Raw genomic sequence first — 19,753 nt, 5'->3', positions numbered from 1 at the left:
AAATTCGAGGTGTAATTGACTTTCTAAAGGAGAAAAATCATGGTTATCTTGGCTTGGAGTATCATTGTCATATTATTTCTTTTAATTTCGAATTATTACATTTATAAAACAGATTCCAGAACACGAAAAAAAGCATTCCTCTATGCAATTATTAAAACCATAGGTGCATTTTTCACTAGTAGGTGGTAGTAGATGGAAAATGAGTAAAAAATAGCAATCAAGAGTTTTGTGGACTACTAAATATGGAAAGCATCGCAACCTACTGAGTAATCGTTGGTAAAATATCTAATCATAGAAATTTTGATAAGACAATTTGACTTGATGGACACGGGCATTTTTGAGATACTCCAAAAGGAAGAGTTTATTAGGTATCAGATTGAAGAAGCAGTAAAGGAGAAAAATCATGGTTATCTTGGCTTGGAGTATCATTGTCATATTATTTATCTTCATTTCGAATTACTACTTTTATAAAACAGATTTCAGACCACGAAAATACCCATTACTCTATGCAATTATTGAAACCATAGCTGATTTGTTCACTAGGTAATATCTCTAACCCAAGCCTTTATTTCATCTTAGAAATGAAGGTTTTTTTATTTAAAAATAAATTAATATTGTTGGATGATTCTATCGTCTAAAAAAGTCTAAATCCTAAGGATTTTAGCTGGTTTTATGTTATCCTTAGTGCATTTGTTCACAAGGGGCATTTATTAGGCAGATTATTAAAGGACGTTTTCTGAGAAAACGAAGGTAGATACATTAAGCTGACATTATAGTTGTGTAATTGTATTCCCTTGTCAAATAGCTTATGATAGAAGTAATATAAGGGAAAAAGGTAAATATTATGGAACAAAAAGTACGCTTTAAAATGCATAAAGTGAAGAAGAATTGGGTGACGATTGGGGTGACAGCACTCTCAATGGTTACTGTTGCTGGTGGCACTTTGTTGGCGGATCAACAGGCTCAGGCCGATGAGCTAAATCCTGCGAATCAGTCGGGTGATAGCAGTCAGAATCTGCTTCAAGAAACGCCAGCTACAACTAATGATACAGCAACTACAGTAGCACCAACTATCTCAGCAGATGTTAATACTGCGAGCGTGGCTATTCCTGTCGCAGATGCGACTAGCACGACAACCGATGTTACAGATAGGGCAGCGGCACCTGCTGCAAATACAGCGACAGTTGACACCAACTCAGGTCAAGCAGCACCAAGTACAAATGTGCAACCAGCTGCAACTGATATGAGTGCTACAACTACAGATACAACTAACAATACTACAACAGCCACTACAGACCGTGCAGCAACAACGGATACGGCAAATACAGAAGCTCGTACACGTAGTCGTCGTGCCTTGGCAGAAACTCGTGAAGCCAACACAAACACAGCGACTGGTATCCAATGGATCAACGGCAAACAATATTATGTCAATAGTGACGGTAGTGTGCGTAAGAACTTCGTTTTTGAGCAAGACGGTAAGTCTTATTACTTTGATGCTGAAACTGGGGCTCTTGCGACTAAGTCACAGGATGAATTTTCAACAGAACCTATCAAGGCAACCGTCGATTTTTCATCTGGAAACCAGCTCTACAAAAACGATGACAAGTCTTTAGACCAACTTGACACCTTCATCACAGCCGATGCTTGGTATCGTCCAAAGAGCATTCTCAAGGATGGTAAGACTTGGACAGCTTCAACTGAAGCGGACAAACGTCCTCTATTGATGGTTTGGTGGCCTGACAAGTCTACTCAGGTTAACTACCTTAACTACATGCAAAATCAAGGTCTTGGAGCAGGGTCCTTTTCAACCAACTCTAGCCAGGAAAGTCTAGACCAAGCTGCTAAAGCAGTTCAGACTAAGATTGAAGAACGTATCGCTCGTGAAGGCAACACAAACTGGTTGCGTACAAGTATCGACCAGTTCATCAAGACTCAGCCAGGTTGGAATAGTAGCACTGAAAATAGTTCATATGACCACTTGCAAGGTGGACAGTTGCTCTTTAACAACAGTAAGGGTGATACTGGCAACCGTACCAGTCACGCCAACTCTGACCATCGTTTGCTTAACCGCACACCGACTAACCAGACGGGAACACGTAAGTACTTCAAGGACAATTCAATCGGTGGTCTTGAGTTCTTGCTTGCCAACGATATTGATAACTCAAACCCAGCTGTTCAGGCAGAACAACTTAACTGGCTCCACTTTATGATGAATATCGGAAGTATCATGGCCAATGACCCAACAGCTAACTTTGACGGTTTGCGTGTCGATGCCTTGGACAATGTGGATGCCGACCTTCTCCAAATCGCTTCAGATTACTTCAAAGCAGCCTATGGTGTTGACAAGTCTGAAGCCAATGCAATCAAGCATTTGTCATACTTGGAAGCTTGGTCTGCCAACGACCCATACTACAACAAGGACACTAAGGGAGCACAACTTCCGATTGACAATGCCCTTCGTAATGCTCTTACCAACCTCTTGATGCGTGATAAAAATACACGTATGCAGCTTGGGGACATGACTGCTTTCATCAACAGTAGTTTGAATCCACGTGGTGCCAACGATAAAAACGGTGAACGTATGGCAAACTATATTTTCACCCGTGCTCACGATACGGAAGCCCAAACGATTATTCAACGTATTATCCGTGATCGTATTAACCCAAATTTGTTTGGTTACAATTTCACTCGTGATGAAATCAAGAAAGCCTTCGAGATTTACAATGAGGATATTGATAAGGCTCACAAGACTTATGCGTCATACAACTTGCCATCTGTCTATGCTCTTATGTTGACCAACAAGGACTCTGTAACACGTGTTTATTACGGAGACCTCTATCGTGAAGATGGTCACTACATGGCTAAAAAGACACCGTACTTTGATGCCATCGACACCCTCTTGCGTGCTCGTATCAAGTATGTAGCTGGTGGTCAAGATATGGAAGTGAAGAAAGTCGGAAATGACGGACTCTTGACATCTGTTCGTTATGGTAAAGGTGCCAATAACAGAACAGATTTGGGGACTTCTGAAACTCGTACGCAAGGTATGGGTGTCATCATGACCAACAACTATGATTTCCGATTGGGTAGCAATGAAACCGTAACGATGAACATGGGTAGAGCTCACCGCAATCAGCTTTATCGCCCATTGCTTTTGACGACAAAGGATGGTATAGCAACCTACCTCAACGATTCTGATGTACCTAAAAACCTTCTGAAACGTACTGACTGGAATGGGAACTTGACCTTCAATGCCAACGATGTTTTTGGTGTAGAAAATGTCCAAGTCTCAGGTTACCTCGGTGTCTGGGTACCATACGGAGCTAAGGCTAATCAAGATGCACGTACACAGCCAAGTAATCGTGCCAATAGCGACGGTCAAGTTTACAAGTCTTCAGCAGCCCTTGATTCGCAAGTCATGTATGAAGCCTTCTCAAACTTCCAAGCCTTTGCGGATGATCAACCTGAACTCTATATGAACCGTGTCTTGGCTAAGAACACTGACTTGCTCAAAGCTTGGGGAATCACGTCAGTCGGACTTCCACCACAGTATGTTTCAAGTAAAGATGGCACTTTCCTTGACTCAACGATTGACAATGGTTATGCCTTCGATGACCGTTACGATATGGCCTTGAGTCAAAATAACAAGTACGGCTCACTTGAGGACCTCCTTAACGTCCTTCGTGCCCTCCACAAAGACGGTATTCAAGCCATTGCTGACTGGGTGCCAGACCAAATCTATAACCTCCCAGGAAAAGAAGTGGTTAATGCGACACGTGTTAATGGTTATGGTAACCACCAAGTAGGCTACCAAATCATTGACCAAGCCTATGTGGCTAATACTCGTACAGATGGTACAGACTATCAAGGTAAATACGGTGGAGCCTTCCTTGATGAGCTTAAAGCTAAGTACCCATCTATTTTCAACCGTGTGCAAATCTCAAATGGTAAGCAGTTGCCTACGAATGAAAAGATTACCAAATGGTCTGCTAAGTACTTCAATGGAACTAACATCCTTGGACGAGGTATCAACTATGTCCTTCGTGATGACAAGACCAACCAGTACTTTAATACTTCAGCCAACAGCCAACTCTTGCCAACACCACTTCGTGATACTGGTGCCATCACAAGCACTCAAATCTTCCAACGTCGTGGACAAGATGTTTACTTCCTACGTGATAACAAAACTGTTAAGAATGAATTTGTTCAAGATGGTAACGGCAACTGGTATTACTTTGGTGGTGATGGTAAGATGACCAAGGGTGCCCAAAACATCAATAACAAGGATTACTATTTCTTTGACAATGGTATCCAATTGCGTAACGCCCTTCGTCGTGCTAGCAACGGCTATACCTACTATTACGGTCTAGACGGTGCCATGGTTAAGAATGCCTTCGTTGATTTTGATGACAAGCATAAGCAGGTCCGTGCCTTTACGACTCAAGGAACAATGGTAGTGGGTAACCTTCATTGGAGTGGCCACCATTTCTACTTTGACCGTGAAACGGGTATCCAGGCTAAGGGTCGTATTGTCCGTACAGATGATGGCAAATTGCATTACTATGTTGCTGAAACTGGTGACATGGGACGTAACGTCTTTGCGACAGACAGCAGCACAGGTAAACGTTATTACTTTGACGCTGATGGTAACACTGTGACTGGCTCACGTGTCATTGACGGTAAGACTTATTACTTTAACCAAGATGGTAGTGTCGGTACGGCCTACAGCAATCGTGCAGATTCTATTATCTTTGAAAATGGTAAGGCTCGCTACATCACACCAGCAGGCGAAATCGGACGTAGCATCTTTGTCTACAACCCAGCAACTAAGGCATGGAACTACTTTGATAAAGAGGGGAACCGTGTCACAGGACGCCAATACATTGATGGTCACCTCTATTACTTCAAGGAAGATGGTAGCCAAGCTAAGGGTGAAATTATCGAGGAAAACGGCATTAAGTATTACTATGAGCCAGAATCAGGTATTCTTGCTAGCGGACGCTACCTCCAAGTTGGTGATGACCAGTGGATGTACTTCAAACAAGACGGTTCACTGGCTATCGGCCAAGTTCGTGCTGATCATGGATACCTTAAGTACTTTGATGAAAATGGTATCCAAGTCAAGGGAAAAACTGTTGTCGAAGATGGTAAGACTTATTACTATGATGCTCACAGTGGAGCTCTTGTAACAAGTAGCTTTACTGAGATTGCACCAAACCAATGGTCTTATTTCAATACTGAAGGTCAAGCCCTTAAAGGCAATTGGACTATCAATGGCAAGGAATACTACTTTGACCAAAATGGGATCCAGTACAAGGGCAAGGCCGTTAAGGTCGGCAGTCGTTACAAGTACTATGACGAAAACGATGGCCAACCTGTAACCAACCGCTTCGCTCAAATCGAGCCTAACGTCTGGGCTTACTTTGGAGCAGATGGTTATGCTGTGACAGGGGAACAAGTCATCAATGGCCAACACCTTTACTTTGACCAATCAGGTCGCCAAGTTAAAGGTGCCTACGTCACAGTCAATGGCCAACGTCGTTACTACGATGCCAACACTGGTGAATATGTCCCAGGAAGATAAGCAGTAGTAGCCCATATAACTGACTAGAGAACACACAGCCGAGAATGAGGGAAAATTCTCAAGAAGAAAGATCGTGAAAACGGTCTTTTTTTGTATCTCTATTTCGATTTTCTTCGAAATATCCTTGACAGTGGTTTAGGAAAAGCGTAGAATCTATTTCGAAAAGTATAGAAATAGGTATTCTGACTTAAGTCGTACTGATGCTCCGTATCAAGGAAAGGATAAATCAAATGGAAACATTCCTTTTTATGACAATTCTTGCCATGTTAGTTATCGCCATCATAAGTTTTATCGTTCTGAAGAAAAAATGGCAATTTTCAATCAAGCTCTTTTTAGTGGGACTGATTGGCTTTGCCTTACCAGTCATGATGATTGAAGGACCTATCAATGCCTTGGTTTTATCTGGTTTTACTCACTCTTCTAAGTGGTTTACCATTGTTTATGGAGGACTTATGGCTGGTCTTGTTGAAGAAACAACACGCTATTTGGTTTTTAAGATTCTCGAAAAGAAAAGAAGTTTGATGACGTCTGATATTGTAGCTTACGGTTTTGGACATGGTCTTAGTGAATTTATCTTGCTTGGAGTGATGGGCTTACTCACTAACATCATTGTTTTACAGGCCATCCATTCAGGACAAGCCAGTGAGTTACCTTCAACTCTTGTAAGTCAGGTCAACCAATTAACGGGATTTACAGTGCTTATGTCTCTCTTTGAAAGACTAGTTGCCTTGGTGTTACAAGTCTTGCTTACAGCTTGGGATTTTCTAGCAGTCACTAAGTATAAGCTTTCATTCTATTTCTGGGCGATTATACTCCATGCTGCCATTGATTTTTTGGCAGGTGCTTATCAGCTAGGGATAGTCAGCAATCTCTTACTAATCGAACTTATTTTAGCTATTTATGTGTTAGGTATTGGACTTCTGACACGTCGGATTTGGAGAAAGGAGGAAACTCATGGGCTTATCTGAAACCTTAAAAGCCATCTCTGCCCCTGTGAGGAGAGAAATTTTAGACTATCTAAAGTCTGGACCAAAGTCCGCTGGTGAAATCAGCCAGCAGTTTGACTTGGCTCCCGCAACAGTTTCCCATCATTTGTCTACCTTGAGAAAAGCGGGACTTATTGAAGAAGAAAAACAGAAGAATTTTATCTACTATAGTTTGAACTTGACCGTTTTTGAAGAAATTTTAACTTGGATTCAATCACTTGGAGGAAAAGAAGATGAAAAATAATATGCAAAGAGTCATTGGTAATATAGTGATACTTACACCGGTTATTGTCGGACTAGTCTTTTACAAACAACTACCAAATCAGATTGCTATCCACTTTAATGTCGAAGAGCAAGCCAATGGTTTTATGAACCGCAATCTAGCAATAGTAGCCCTACCTTTTCTTGCGTTAATCATATATAATCTCTGTTTTTCATTCTTTAAACAAATAACGATCCCATTCTTAAAAGAGTTTATGCTATGGTTGGTCCCAATCTCTGCTGTGCTTATCCAAGGTCTTATATTGACTGTTGCCTTAGGAGGTCATGTTCAAGTTCGCTTGACTGTGATTTGGTTAGTGGCACTTATTTTTCTAGTGATTGGAAATTATCTTCCTAAAAGTATTGGCCTGGCTACAAAAAATCATAACCAGAGCAGTAAATCAGTAGTGAGAAAGTTGGGATACCTAATGATTGGAATAAGTCTTGCCTTGCTAATAAGTCTCTGCTTTAATCCCTATACTACAATTATGGTTTTAGGCATTTTTATAGTTCTTATCTTGAGTATCTTGTTACCCAATTTTCGCTGTTTAAGAAAATAAAAAGAAGTAATCGTCTGATTACTTCAATCTGAGCTGAGAAATTCATCTCAGCTTTCTTTGTGATAGTCAAAGCGAATGACTTGCTCCGTTGCATCTACATACGCGTGGACTCCAAAGGGAACAATCGCTCTTGGTGTGGCATGGCCGACATTCAGATTATAGACAATCGGGATATTGCTATCAATGATGTCCATTAAAGCCTCCTTATAGTCGTCATAGAAGGTTTCATCCATAGGTTTCCCGACCAAGAGTCCACTGATGACCTCAAATATCCTAGTTTCTTTTAAAGTTTGCAACATTTTTTTGAAATCATCAGGTTCAGGCTTTTCTTCACTTGTTTCTAGCAATAGAATCTTTCCTTCCCAGTCGGATAAGTCAGGGAAAAGTTTGTATTTTTGGCAGAGGTCTGTGCTATCTGCGTGTAGAGAGTTGTCAAAAATATCATAGAGAGACTCAAGACAACCACCGAGGATTTCTCCCTCAAACTGAGCATTGCCTTGTAACAAGTCAAAACCTGTATTTGCATGGCTGACACGAGGTGTTCCCAGAGCCTTGGGACTATAATCATTCCGTTCCTCATACCAAACGTTACTAGGGCGGATTTCTGAGATTCTGCCAGTCTCAATCAATTCTTTAAAGTAGTGAAGGCTATAGTCAAGCATTTCCTTGTCTAATTCACAAATGTCTGCTAGAAAGGATTGCCCATAAAAAGTCTTGATTCCTAGTTTATGCAACATGAGATGGTTCATGGTCGTATCCGAGAAGCCAAGAAAAATCTTTTGTTTGATAACCTTTTGTAGTTGGTCATTTTCAAAAAGATAAGGTAGCAAGCGATAGGTATCGTCTCCACCGATGGCGCATAGGATCATGTCGATGCTATCATCAGAAAAGGCCTGAATCAAATCCTCTGCACGAGCTTCAGGATGTTCTTTGATAAAGTCTAAGCCTTTTAGCGAATGAGGTAAAAAGATAGGATTGAGTCCCAGGTCTTTGAGTCGTTGGACCCCCAAGTCCACTTCGTGCTTGACAAAGTCTTCACCGATAATTCCACTAGATAAGCTCACAATACCAATAGTAGAAGTCATATATTATCCTCCTAAAAATAAATTGATGCTATTGTATCATAAAGAATGATAGAAAAATATAAGGAATAGCGTTAGACATATGATTTTATGTCAATAAATCAATAGAAAAATAACCGTTCGATGTGCTTACTTCAGAATATAGGCAAGCCCTTTTAAAAGTTGGTTACCACGTAGTTAAATCTCTTAGGAATATTGATGTAATAGAATTTATAAGAGTTTTTCACTTTATACTCTAAAAGAAACAGATTGAAGAAAGTTGCCTAAAATGGACTTTTTCTTCAATCTGAGAAGTAATCGTCTGATTACTTATTTTTATCTGTTTGTGCTAAATTTGGACCATTTGTGGCAGAAGGATATTTTTAGTATTGAATTTGATATGCTAGATGTGTATAATGATGTCACAGCGAACTATTAAAAGAGGTCGTTGCTCATGACAACACAAACAATTAACCAATTTAATTCACTTGCTCGACCTAATCTTGCTACAGATTATAGGAGGTAATCTAGATGACAAAAAGCAATAACACGCAAATTACGGATATCTTAAACAATATCTATAATCTTATTATAAATCCAGAAACAACTGAAAATGAGAGAGAGTTGCTCGTAACGTTTAAAAATGAAATCGAAGTTGGAAAGAAGGATAATGATGAACTTCTTGCAGAATTAAGGAGAGCTATTCAGGCTCTAGCAGTCCGCAATCTTTCTAAAGGGAAATCACTGAGTTCTGGAGTGAGTGACTTGAGTAAGACGCTCACAGAATTCCAAGAAAAATCAGAGCGTAACATTAATCTAGCAAGAGGATTAACATCACTCGGCAGTTTGTCTTTTAAATGATTTATCTGCTTGTGATGATTAGTAAAATGACCAAAAAGATCAACTGAATTCAACCTGCTAAGTTGGATTTAGTTGATCTTTTATTGTCACTTTGGAGAATCATTTTCTAGTGTTATAATGGTGCTATTAAGGAAAGGTTTCAAGAATGATGCATAAAAGGAATCTGATAGAAGATAATAAAAGAGGTGAGAATCAAAGCTTTCTCTACTTCCTGCACGAGGAGAAAAAATTTGATGTAAAAGCACTTGATGATTTGTGTCACTACATCATAGAACTGGATACAATCAGTCTCGAGCAGTTGAGAGATATCCATTATATTGAAAATCAAATACTACGCCATCTCGTGTATCATTTTGATGATAATGATCTAAGTAAGATTTCAAATCTCCCTTTTGAGTATTGGGAGTATATAGAGCCCTTTGAACGCTTGGTGGCATGTTTGTATGAGGGTGAAGGTGAGGAATGACAATTATCCAGGCCATAACAAAAACTTGCTCGAGCGTTTAAACCAGCAGTATGGCTATGCTAAAGATGTTAAGGAATATTTTGACTTGAAGTAGATTGATGATAGAGATTTTGCCGGTAGCCTTACTAGGTTTTAGAAAACAAAAAGAAAACACCAGAAAAAATGATTTCTGGTGTTTTTGAATAGATTTTGGCAAAAATGAGGTATTTTTCAAATACTTACAGTTGTTAGTTTGATATTAATCCTTTTTCTCTGTAGCTACGCCATTTTCGTCAATAATATAGGTTTTTCCATCTTTTTCAAGCGTAGTGTTAGTGGTAATTGGAGAACCTTTTGACTCTGGACTAACTGATATCGGCTTTTCAAAATGATAAAGTTTACCATCAAACTCTGCCCATTCGCCACTAAAAGGAGTAGTAATATAAATTGTAGGGTTGAAATAATAGAGCCTATTATCTTTTAACCGAATGACACCTGTTTTTGCAACTCCATTTTCATCAGAAACACAGAAATCTCCCCAATAGATGTCTGTAGCTGTATTCCTTAGAAGTCGTCCTTTAGGGCCAAGAAGATAGGGCTTTTCATTGATAGTATGTATATATGTTCGATCTTCAGCTCCCCATGGTGGGCTAATATAGTAGGTTTCATTATTGTGATTAACCCACCCGAACTTTAGATGACCGTCCTTATCAGCATAATAGTATTTGTAGTTGCCGTCAATATCATCAGAAAGCATACTACCGTCTTTTTTGAAGAAATAATCGAAATCTCCTATCTTGTATGTATCATTTCGAACTTGGTAGCCATCTTCTTTAAAATAAACACGTTTACCGTCAATAGTTGCCCAACCAAAGATCTGGCTTCCATCCTCGCCAAAATAAGTATATTTTTTAGAAAAGTAATCGCCTGTTTCATGGAATTTATTTACGAACATAGCACCAGTATCTTTATCGAAGAAATAGTATTTTCCATCAAGCAGAAGGCGTTTTCCTTTTGCTTGTTTTCCAGTTGGATCAAAGTAGTATTTTTGATGATTAATAATTTGAAGTCCAGTGGCTAACTGTCCATTCTCTTTAATATAAGCCCAATCACCATCTCTATCTTGAATAAATTGTCCAGGTTTATTCATAGTTACATAACCATTTTGGTCAATGACATAACGAATACCATTAAGTTCAAGTGTTCGGTTAGTCCACATAGCTCCGCTGTCTCTATCGAAATAATGTGTTTGACCGTCAATTTCGACAAGTCTTCCCTTAGCTTGTTTGCCCTCTTTATCAAAGTATAGAGTGACATTATCTATTGAATGGAGTCCTGTGACAGCTTTTCCCTCGTTATCAAAGTAGTACCAATTCCATGCATCATCGTGTTCGAAACGATTTGTTAGTTTAGTTTCGGTCGCTACTCCTTTATCATCAATGAGGTAGGCTTTTTTATTGTAAACTAAGGTCTTGGAAACTGTGAGAGGGGAAGTTTCGGAAAGCGAACTTGTTCTATTGAAAGCATAGAATTTATTATCACTTTGAATTACAGTTTCTTCAATCTTAGTTAAATCTGTGTTTTCTGGAAGTAGATGTCCGATGTAGAAATCATTGTTTTCATCAAGATAGTATAGATTACTATAATTATCACGAATAATACGTTTAATCTTATCGGTCTTTGTTCGTACTCCGTGGTCAATAATGTCTACTTCTTCCCTGACGGTATGGGTATAACTTCTTCCACCATTCTTGTAAGTTCTGTTTATGCTAGGCTCTAAGTGGTATAGCTTATCATCAATCGTTTTCCAAGTAGGTGTTGTAACTGTAAACATTTTGGGGATATTGCTATTATCAAAATAGATATTTTCAAAATAATAGAGTTTACCATTATTTGCAGTGCTAACACCAGTAAGTAGAACTCCATCCTTATCTGTACCTACGATGCCAGAGTAGTATGCATCATAATCCAGTTCCTGACGTCCGAGTAAAGGTCCGAGATAGTTTTTTAGAAGTTTGCCTTCAAAATAGTAATAGTCCTTGCCTCCTTTATTGACTATACCAGTGACTGGTGAACCAGAATTTGAAAAATAGTAGTCATCACCATTAATATGATGTTCTCCGGTTAGTACTTGGCCAAATTTATTGGAGCGATAGCTAGTATTTAAAGTTCCAACAAAGACACGTAATGACTGAATATAAAAGGCATCTTTTACCAATTTTCCATGATTATCAAAGAGGTAGTTTTGTCCTTTGAAGATAGTAAGATCATTTTCAACTCGACCCTTATAATCAAAATAATAAAGTTGATCGCCAACTCGATGCCATCCATAGTAACGTCGACCATCAGAACCATAATAGACGTTATACGTTTTAGCAAATGGTTCCTGTCTTCTGATTTCAATAGACCAAGTATGCCAATAGTTGGTTTTTACAGCACCTGAATAGTGACTAAAATAGTAATCGGAGCCGTCAATGGTTCTTTCCCCATCTTTCGCTTGACGACCTTCTTTGTCAAAGTAAAGAGTTACTCCATCTACATTTTGCCATCCTTTTAGTTTCTCTCCTGTTGCGGTGTAATAGTACCAGTTGCCTGAGGAATCTTCTTGGAAATGGCCACCAGAAACAAGTGGACGTTGAGGAAGTTTCTGTTCAGTTTCAATCAAAAGTCCATTAGCTTCTGCGTGGTAAGTTTTTCCATTGATAGTAATGTCGGTATTTATGACCTTATGACCATTATCCTTATCGAAGTAATAGGGTTCGATACCTATTGTAACGATTTCACCCTTGGCCTGAACACCGTCTGGGTAGAAATACATATCGAAGCCATCTATAGTCTGTTCGCCTGTGACAAGTTTTCCTTCTTTATCGCTATAGTACCAGTTTCCATCGTCATCTGACCAAAAACGGTCACGAACCATTTGGCCACTATCTTTTTGAAAATAATAGGAATTTCCATCTAGGACGACAAAGGCATCTTTAGCTTGGACACCATTAGGGTAAAAGTAGAGTGGTATATTGTCAATAACTTGTTTACCTATAAGTGCTTTCCCATCTTGGCCTAGGTAGTACCAATTTCCATTCTTATCAGATGCAAAAGCATTACGAGTAAGTTGTCCGCTATCTTTCTCAAAGTGATATGTTGCTCCGTTAACTTGACGGGTGTCTCCTTTGACTTGCTTACCATCGGCATCGAAGTAGACCGTAACATTATCGATATTTTGCATACCAGTAAGTGCTTTCTCGTCCTTAATGTAGTACCAATTGCCCTGACTATCACTAGTGTAATGACCTCCAGATATCACGGGACTTTCTTCTACTTTATGAGCAGTATTTGTTTCAGAATCTGATGTTCCAGAGCTTACGACTTCACTGCCAGTAACAGTAGAGACTTCCGAACGAAGAGCTTGTTGAGAGTTAATTTCAGAAGTACTTGTTTCTGTAACAGTTGCTTCAGTGGTACTTAGATCAGATTCAGTAGAAGTAGTTTCAGTGATGTTTTCTCTTGTATTGGGGGCGTCGAAAGATTTGTTTTCTTCTGGTTTAGTAATGACTTCATTAGTTGACGAGCTTATGACATCAATTGCGCTTTCTTGGATGTTGCTTTCAACAGTTAGTTCTGAGATGGGGGGAGTCTGTTCAGCTGCGTTCACATAACCCAAGCTTGCAAAACTAAGTCCTAGAGCTAGACCGGTTACTGCAATGGTTACCCATTGTTTTTTTACTTTGTGAAGTATAAAATATACTTTCTTTTCCATGATAATGCTCCTTTCATTAAACTAAACAATAGTAGTAAGGATAAAGTTAACTTATGAGTGAAGTTAAATTAGTATTACAGAATTCTTGTTTACGTATTAAGTTTATCACCACATTCTAATAAAATCAAAGGATTATGTAAACGTTTTCGTCTTTTATAGAAATCTCTCTCCAACTCTTTTCTAAACAAAAGGGATAGGTTATGGAATGATAATTTTTCATTGTGTTTCTTCTTAAAGAGTGTTAGTGATGTATTTGCTTTAAGTTAGCAGCGGATAGATCCTTGAGTAGGGTATTTTTGATATTCATAATATGCTATCCACTGATTTTAGAACGCCACCAAAAAAGCCACTGGCATACAAAAACCAATGGCTTTCAACAATTTATTTTTTCTTCCCTAGGACAAAATAGCGGCTAGGGATTTGTTGTGTCAAGCTGACTGCGATGGCGATGGTAAATGAGGCCAGGAAACAAGCACGTAGGAAGCTGAGGCCGAGGTCTGCATTTCCAATCAAGAGGAAGTAGACAGCACGGTAGAAGCTCATCCCTGGGATGAGTGGGAACATGCTTGAGGCTAGGAAGACTGTAGCTGGACATCTACGGTAGTGAGCCAAAAAGCGTGAGGTGATAGTAACTAATAGGGCTGGGAAGAGGATGGCGAGGACCTCGTGATGGGTATTGTTCCAAATCAAGAGGTAGAGGAGCCATGAGCCGGCACCTAGGGTCCCAAGGTCTAGGAAGTATTTCTTAGGCACTCGGTAAAGCACGGAGAAGGCTGCTGTCCCTAGTCCTGCCATGAAGGTCTGAATCGAGACCCCCAGCCATGAGGTTGACGGTGTTGAGAACATGCCTGATAACTGTTCCGCAAAGGGGAGGATGGAAATCATGGCAAGAACACCGACAGAGATAGATAGACAAGTGGAGACCCCTGACAACATCAGGGCTAGACCGCTATAGTAGTTATTCTGCGTGAATTCTCGAATGGCATTTACAAAGTAGGCCCCAGGAATCAAAATCATCAAGGTGCCCAGAATAATCACGCTACGATGTTGCCCGATACCCAAATAATAGAGAATGTTAGCTAATAAAGCGGCAATGGCACTAGAAAGGATAATCTGCAAGAAACTGGTATGAATAAAACGGGAAAAGAGTTGCATGCCAATCCCTACAAAAACTCCCGATATAGCCGCAGCAGTTCCATCAATCCAGCTACTTCCAAGGGCTAGCGAGAAGCTCCCTGCACCAATGACACAGGCTGTAATATCCTCTAAAGGACGATAGAAAGTCTTCTGCTCAATGGTTTTCAGCTTTTGGAAAATGCTAGATACAGGCTGATTTGGCTGTTCTGCCAGTTCACGAGACAGGCGGTTTACTTCCTCTAGTTTACCTAGATGGATAGACGGGACTGAGGTAGCTAGGACACGAGACTCTTTAAGACCTGAGCGGTTGAGTCCAGAAATCATGACTCCTCGATTGACCACATAAGTGGAGAAGTCTCTGATACCAAGAGACTTGGCCATGTGTCCCATGGTGTCCTCGATACGGTAAATCTCAGCACCGCTCTCCATAAGGACACGGCCTGCCTGAAGGACGGCATCCATTTCATTTTTGGTTTCTATTTCTGTCTCTCTTGGAAAATCGATGGTCATTTGAACCTCCTTAGCGCTTAATTCGTCATTCCATTATAAGGCTTGAATGGTGGTTTTTCAATAGCTTTGGCGACTAAAATAGGACTTTCTATGAGATTTTTCTTCTACTTAATGATAGGGGGCAGGAAAATGGAGGGCTTGCCTTTTGCCTTGCTATTGGTAGAGGCAAATGCTACAATTAAATTATAAAATGTATGCGTTTACATATTTTTACGCTACCTTTCTCAAAAAGCGTTTAAGTCCTTTATTTATAGGGGTCTTAGCAATTAAAGAAGGGAACAAATGTAAGTGCAAATAGATGATACCTTTGAAAAGGAGACAATTCCATGAAAAAAATTATCAATAAACCTGAAAATGTTGTGACAGAGATGCTAGATGGTTTGGCTTATGTTCACAGTGATTTGGTGCATCGTGTTGACGGCTTTGACATCATTGTAAGAAATGAGCAGGCTGCTGGTCAAGTTGGTCTCATTTCTGGTGGTGGAAGTGGTCATGAGCCAGCACACGCTGGCTTTGTAGGTGATGGTATGCTTTCAGCAGCCATCGCAGGTGCAGTATTTACGTCACCAACGCCTGATCAAATTTTGGAAGCTATCAAGGAAGCAGATCAAGGGGCTGGTGTCTTCATGATTGTTAAAAATTATTCTGGCGACATCATGAATTTTGAGATGGCTCAAGAATTGGCTGAGATGGAAGGTATCGAGGTTGCCAGTGTCGTTGTGGACGACGATATTGCTGTGGAAAATAGCCTCTATACTCAAGGTCGTCGTGGGGTTGCAGGTACCATTTTCGTGCATAAGATCCTAGGTCATGCGGCTCGCGAAGGTAAGTCTCTGGCTGAAATCAAAGGCTTGGCTGACAAGATTGTTCCTAATATCCACACCATTGGTTTGGCCCTTAGTGGTGCGACGGTTCCTGAGGTTGGTAAACCTGGTTTTGTCCTAGCAGAGAATGAAATAGAGTACGGTATTGGTATCCATGGTGAGCCAGGCTATCGTAAGGAGTCTATGCAGCCATCTCGCCAGTTAGCTGAAGAATTGACAGGGAAGCTCCTTGAAGCCTTTGAGGCTAAGGCAGGTGAACGCTATGCCCTTCTCATCAATGGTATGGGTGCGACACCTCTCATGGAGCAGTATGTCTTTGCTAATGATGTAGCAAGCATTCTTGAAGATGCCGGACTAGATGTGGCATATAAAAAATTAGGTAATTACATGACATCTATTGATATGTCAGGCCTCTCATTGACTCTGATGAAGATTGAAGATGAGGCTTGGCTTGAGGCTTTGGAGAGTCCAGTTAAGACTATTGCTTGGTAGTCTGACGTGAGAACTAGAAATTAGGTATATTATGGATAAAACAGTTGCAGTAAAATGGATGCAAGACTTTGACCAAAAAGTTGAGGCAGAAAAAGACCACTTGTCTGAATTAGACGGTCCTATTGGAGATGGTGATCATGGTGCTAACTTGGCGCGTGGTATGGCAGCAGCCGTTGAAGCTATTAAGAGCACGGAACCACAAAGTGCAGCAGAAGTGTTTAAGGCAGTCTCAATGGCTTTGATTAGCAAGGTTGGTGGTGCCTCAGGTCCGCTCTATGGGTCTGCCTTTATGGGCATGATGAAGGCTGAGCAAGCTGGTCAAGATTTGGCAGGAGTGCTTGAGGCAGGTCTCGAGATGATTAAAAAACGTGGTCATGCACAAGCTGGTGAAAAAACCATGGTTGATGTTTGGCATCCGGTTGTTGAAGCTGTCAAACAAGGTCAACTAACCAATGATGTCATTGACCAAGCTGTTCTTTCAACCAAGGAAGTTGCGGCTACAAAGGGGCGTGCCTCTTATGTCGGTGAGCGTTCAATTGGTCACATTGACCCAGGCTCGTATTCGTCTGGCTTACTCTTCAAAGCCTTACTAGAAGCGGAGGAATAGGACATGCCAGAACTTGGAATTGTGATTGTATCCCACTCCGCTGATATTGCTAAAGGTTTGGTGAGTCTGATTCGTGAAGTTGCACCAGATATTCCTTTAACGGCTACAGGCGGTCTTGAAGATGGTGGACTGGGATCTAGTTTTGACCATGTGCAAGTGGCTGTGGAAAGTCAGCCCGCCAACCGACTCTTGGCCTTTTACGACCTAGGCAGTTCCCGTATGAATTTGGAAATGCTTGAGGAATTTTCAGACAAGGAAATCCTTATTCAACAGGTACCTCTCATTGAGGGGGCCTATGCGGCTGCAGCCTTGCTTCAGGCAGGAGCGAGTGAGGTTGAAATCTTATCTCAGATTAATGAATTGACTATTCAAAAATAGAATAAAGGAAAACTATGACAAATCAAATTAAGTACAACTGGGCTAGTCTTGGAACTGGCGTAATTGCCAACGAATTGGCACAAGCCTTGGAAGCTCTTGGAGGGAAACTCTATTCCGTTGCCAATCGTACCTATGACAAGGGTGTAGCCTTCGCTGAAAAATATGGCATTGAAAAGGTTTATGAAGAGATTGACCAAGTATTTGAAGATCCTGAAGTGGATATTATCTATATCTCAACGCCTCACAATACGCATATTAATTACCTTCGCAAGGCCTTAGCAGCTGGCAAGCACGTCCTCTGTGAAAAATCTATCACCCTAAATAGTGAGGAATTGGCAGAAGCTATTCAACTCGCCGAAGAAAATCATGTTAAACTGGCAGAAGCCATGACCATTTTCCATATGCCTATCTATCGAAAACTCTCTGAAATCGTGGAAAGTGGTAAGTTGGGACCTCTTAAGGTTATCCAGATGAACTTCGGTTCCTATAAAGAATATGACATGACCAACCGCTTTTTCAATCGTAACTTGGCTGGTGGAGCTTTGCTTGATATCGGTGTCTATGCCCTATCCTTTGTGCGTTGGTTTATGACCTCACAACCGACAGAGATGGTTTCACAGGTTAAATTAGCTCCCACTGGTGTTGATGAGCAAGCGGGTATTCTCCTTACCAATGCAGAAGGGGAAATGGCGACGGTGACACTGAGTCTTCATGCTAAACAACCTAAACGTGGCACCATCGCTTATGACAAGGGCTATATCGAACTTTACGAGTACCCACGGGGGCAAAAGGCAGTTATCACCTATACAGAAGATGGCTCACAAGAAGTCATCGAGGCAGGAGCAACCGCCAAAGCCCTCCAGTATGAGGTCCTAGACATGGAAGCAGCTGTTGCAGGCGAGGATGATCATACCTACCTCAATTACAGCCGAGATGTCATGGAACTTATGACTCAACTCCGCAAAGACTGGGGCTTGGTCTACCCAGAAGAAGAGTAGCGATTAGATGATAAACAAGACCAGTATAATGTACTGACTACAAAAGATAGACAGTCTCTTAAAAGGATTTAGCCCTGCATAAGATAGGAATAGGTCTATTTAACCGATTCTATATAAATACATTTATGTCAAAGGAGAAAGACATGAGAAATTTTGCAAGTCCGTCACGTTACATTCAAGGTGAAAATGCCTTATTTGAAAATGCAAAAGCCATTTCAGAATTGGGAACTCATCCTGTTTTACTATGTGACTCAGTAGTTTATGATATTGTAGGTAAACGTTTCGAAGAATACCTTGTTCAAAATGGACTCACAGTTGTACCAGTCTTCTTTAATGGAGAAGCATCGGATAATGAAATTAATCGTGTGGTCAGCCTAGCCAAAGAAGAAGGCTGTGATTTAGTTATTGGACTCGGTGGCGGTAAGACTATCGATAGTGCTAAAGCTATTGCAGACCTTCTACAATCGTCAGTTGTTATTGCCCCAACTATCGCATCTACAGATGCTCCAGTTTCAGCTTTGTCTGTTATCTATACTGACGAGGGTGCCTTTGAGCGCTATATCTTCTATTCTAAGAACCCAGAGTTGGTTTTGGTGGATAGTAAAGTGATCTCTCAAGCACCAAAACGTTTGTTAGCATCTGGTATTGCAGATGGCTTAGCAACTTGGGTAGAAGCTCGAGCAGTTATGCAAGCCAACGGAAAAACTATGCTAGGTAAACACCAAACTCTAGCAGGGGTTGCCATTGCTGAACGCTGTGAAGAGATTCTTTTTGCAGATGGTCTACAAGCCATGGCCGCTTGTGAAGCTAAAGTGGTAACGCCTGCCCTGGAAAATATTATTGAAGCTAATACCCTTCTTAGTGGTATTGGATTTGAAAGTGGTGGTTTGGCTGCTGCTCATGCCATCCATAATGGTTTCACAGCTCTCACTGGCGATATTCACCATTTGACTCATGGTGAAAAAGTAGCCTACGGAACTCTTGTGCAATTGTTCTTAGAAAATCGTCCAAAAGAAGTTTTGGATAAATACATTCGCTTCTATCAACAAATTGGCATGCCAACTACTCTTAAAGAAATGCATCTTGAAAATGCAAGCTATGAAGATCTCCTCAAGGTTGGTCAACAAGCAACAATTGAAGGAGAAACTATCCATCAAATGCCATTTGAAGTGAAAGCATCTGATATTGCGCAAGCCATCGTTGCTGTAGATGCTTATGTTCATGGATTAGCCTAAGTAAATTTGGTCTTTTGTAGGGAAAGTGCCACCATTCCCGTATAGGAATATTATCCC

14 protein-coding genes are annotated in these 19,753 nt (G+C 40.6%); 11 read left to right on the top strand and 3 right to left on the bottom strand.

The features are described from left to right. Window positions 1-844: 844 nt before the first annotated feature. The 4 genes from HMPREF1517_RS08475 (at window position 845) to HMPREF1517_RS08460 (ending at window position 7,391) form a co-directional block, all read left to right on the top strand. Window positions 845-5,584, top strand: coding sequence for a glycoside hydrolase family 70 protein (locus HMPREF1517_RS08475; protein WP_037601137.1), 4,740 nt, complete (start codon window positions 845-847; stop codon window positions 5,582-5,584). Window positions 5,585-5,832: 248 nt separating this feature from the next. Beyond that, entirely contained in the window at window positions 5,833-6,552 is a 720-nt protein-coding gene (locus HMPREF1517_RS08470) for a YhfC family glutamic-type intramembrane protease (RefSeq protein WP_232219572.1), read from the top strand. Continuing rightward, window positions 6,539-6,814 (top strand): autorepressor SdpR family transcription factor, encoded by a 276-nt coding sequence (locus tag HMPREF1517_RS08465; RefSeq protein WP_002891308.1) that lies wholly within the window; start codon window positions 6,539-6,541, stop codon window positions 6,812-6,814. The genes HMPREF1517_RS08470 and HMPREF1517_RS08465 overlap by 14 nt, the downstream gene beginning before the upstream one ends. Continuing rightward, window positions 6,804-7,391, top strand: a complete 588-nt coding sequence (locus tag HMPREF1517_RS08460) for a DUF1648 domain-containing protein (RefSeq protein ID WP_037601131.1) — start codon at window positions 6,804-6,806, stop codon at window positions 7,389-7,391. The genes HMPREF1517_RS08465 and HMPREF1517_RS08460 overlap by 11 nt, the downstream gene beginning before the upstream one ends. Before the next feature lie 47 nt (window positions 7,392-7,438). Here the strand turns inward: HMPREF1517_RS08460 and HMPREF1517_RS08455 are convergent, their stop codons facing one another. Next, window positions 7,439-8,476, bottom strand: a complete 1,038-nt coding sequence (locus HMPREF1517_RS08455; RefSeq protein ID WP_037601127.1) for a S66 family peptidase — start codon at window positions 8,474-8,476, stop codon at window positions 7,439-7,441. Window positions 8,477-8,983: 507 nt separating this feature from the next. Between HMPREF1517_RS08455 and HMPREF1517_RS08450 the strand changes: the two genes are divergently transcribed. Next, window positions 8,984-9,313 carry a bacteriocin immunity protein gene (locus HMPREF1517_RS08450; RefSeq protein WP_037601123.1) on the top strand — a complete coding sequence of 110 codons (330 nt, stop codon included), beginning with the start codon at window positions 8,984-8,986 and terminating at the stop codon, window positions 9,311-9,313. Window positions 9,314-9,458: 145 nt separating this feature from the next. Then, entirely contained in the window at window positions 9,459-9,779 is a 321-nt protein-coding gene (locus HMPREF1517_RS08445) for a hypothetical protein (protein WP_081370853.1), read from the top strand. 238 nt (window positions 9,780-10,017) lie between these two features. On the opposite strand, the gene HMPREF1517_RS08440 is transcribed toward HMPREF1517_RS08445, so the two are convergent. Next, window positions 10,018-13,515, bottom strand: a complete 3,498-nt coding sequence (locus tag HMPREF1517_RS08440; RefSeq protein ID WP_037601119.1) for a glucosyl transferase — start codon at window positions 13,513-13,515, stop codon at window positions 10,018-10,020. A gap of 381 nt (window positions 13,516-13,896) precedes the next feature. After that, window positions 13,897-15,162 (bottom strand): threonine/serine ThrE exporter family protein, encoded by a 1,266-nt coding sequence (locus HMPREF1517_RS08435; RefSeq protein WP_037601115.1) that lies wholly within the window; start codon window positions 15,160-15,162, stop codon window positions 13,897-13,899. 326 nt (window positions 15,163-15,488) lie between these two features. On the opposite strand from HMPREF1517_RS08435, the gene dhaK reads away from it, so the two are divergent. The 5 genes from dhaK (at window position 15,489) to HMPREF1517_RS08410 (ending at window position 19,696) form a co-directional block, all read left to right on the top strand. After that, window positions 15,489-16,478, top strand: a complete 990-nt coding sequence (gene dhaK / locus HMPREF1517_RS08430) for a dihydroxyacetone kinase subunit DhaK (protein ID WP_037601113.1) — start codon at window positions 15,489-15,491, stop codon at window positions 16,476-16,478. A gap of 31 nt (window positions 16,479-16,509) precedes the next feature. Then, entirely contained in the window at window positions 16,510-17,085 is a 576-nt protein-coding gene (dhaL, locus tag HMPREF1517_RS08425) for a dihydroxyacetone kinase subunit DhaL (RefSeq protein ID WP_037601110.1), read from the top strand. Window positions 17,086-17,088: 3 nt separating this feature from the next. Then, complete coding sequence (gene dhaM / locus HMPREF1517_RS08420; protein ID WP_002885319.1) at window positions 17,089-17,463, top strand: dihydroxyacetone kinase phosphoryl donor subunit DhaM; 375 nt, start codon at window positions 17,089-17,091, stop codon at window positions 17,461-17,463. Between the two features lie 14 nt (window positions 17,464-17,477). Further along, window positions 17,478-18,461 carry a Gfo/Idh/MocA family protein gene (locus HMPREF1517_RS08415; protein ID WP_037601107.1) on the top strand — a complete coding sequence of 328 codons (984 nt, stop codon included), beginning with the start codon at window positions 17,478-17,480 and terminating at the stop codon, window positions 18,459-18,461. Window positions 18,462-18,604: 143 nt separating this feature from the next. Further along, window positions 18,605-19,696 (top strand): glycerol dehydrogenase, encoded by a 1,092-nt coding sequence (locus HMPREF1517_RS08410; RefSeq protein WP_037601104.1) that lies wholly within the window; start codon window positions 18,605-18,607, stop codon window positions 19,694-19,696. The last annotated feature ends 57 nt before the right edge of the window (window positions 19,697-19,753 follow it).

The organism is Streptococcus sp. ACS2 (genome assembly GCF_000525585.1).
Classification (GTDB): domain Bacteria; phylum Bacillota; class Bacilli; order Lactobacillales; family Streptococcaceae; genus Streptococcus.
Note: the sequence above shows the minus strand (reverse complement) of the source record. Positions and strands in the feature narration are given on the sequence as shown.

Excerpts from the sequence above, each read along its gene's own strand:
- HMPREF1517_RS08475 (WP_037601137.1), top strand. The coding sequence starts at position 845 with ATGGAACAAAAAGTACGCTTTAAAATGCATAAAGTGAAGAAGAATTGG.
- HMPREF1517_RS08470 (WP_232219572.1), top strand. The coding sequence starts at position 5,833 with ATGACAATTCTTGCCATGTTAGTTATCGCCATCATAAGTTTTATCGTT.
- HMPREF1517_RS08465 (WP_002891308.1), top strand. The coding sequence starts at position 6,539 with ATGGGCTTATCTGAAACCTTAAAAGCCATCTCTGCCCCTGTGAGGAGA.
- HMPREF1517_RS08460 (WP_037601131.1), top strand. The coding sequence starts at position 6,804 with ATGAAAAATAATATGCAAAGAGTCATTGGTAATATAGTGATACTTACA.
- HMPREF1517_RS08455 (WP_037601127.1), bottom strand. The coding sequence starts at position 8,476 with ATGACTTCTACTATTGGTATTGTGAGCTTATCTAGTGGAATTATCGGT.
- HMPREF1517_RS08450 (WP_037601123.1), top strand. The coding sequence starts at position 8,984 with ATGACAAAAAGCAATAACACGCAAATTACGGATATCTTAAACAATATC.
- HMPREF1517_RS08445 (WP_081370853.1), top strand. The coding sequence starts at position 9,459 with ATGATGCATAAAAGGAATCTGATAGAAGATAATAAAAGAGGTGAGAAT.
- HMPREF1517_RS08440 (WP_037601119.1), bottom strand. The coding sequence starts at position 13,515 with ATGGAAAAGAAAGTATATTTTATACTTCACAAAGTAAAAAAACAATGG.
- HMPREF1517_RS08435 (WP_037601115.1), bottom strand. The coding sequence starts at position 15,162 with ATGACCATCGATTTTCCAAGAGAGACAGAAATAGAAACCAAAAATGAA.
- dhaK (WP_037601113.1), top strand. The coding sequence starts at position 15,489 with ATGAAAAAAATTATCAATAAACCTGAAAATGTTGTGACAGAGATGCTA.
- dhaL (WP_037601110.1), top strand. The coding sequence starts at position 16,510 with ATGGATAAAACAGTTGCAGTAAAATGGATGCAAGACTTTGACCAAAAA.
- dhaM (WP_002885319.1), top strand. The coding sequence starts at position 17,089 with ATGCCAGAACTTGGAATTGTGATTGTATCCCACTCCGCTGATATTGCT.
- HMPREF1517_RS08415 (WP_037601107.1), top strand. The coding sequence starts at position 17,478 with ATGACAAATCAAATTAAGTACAACTGGGCTAGTCTTGGAACTGGCGTA.
- HMPREF1517_RS08410 (WP_037601104.1), top strand. The coding sequence starts at position 18,605 with ATGAGAAATTTTGCAAGTCCGTCACGTTACATTCAAGGTGAAAATGCC.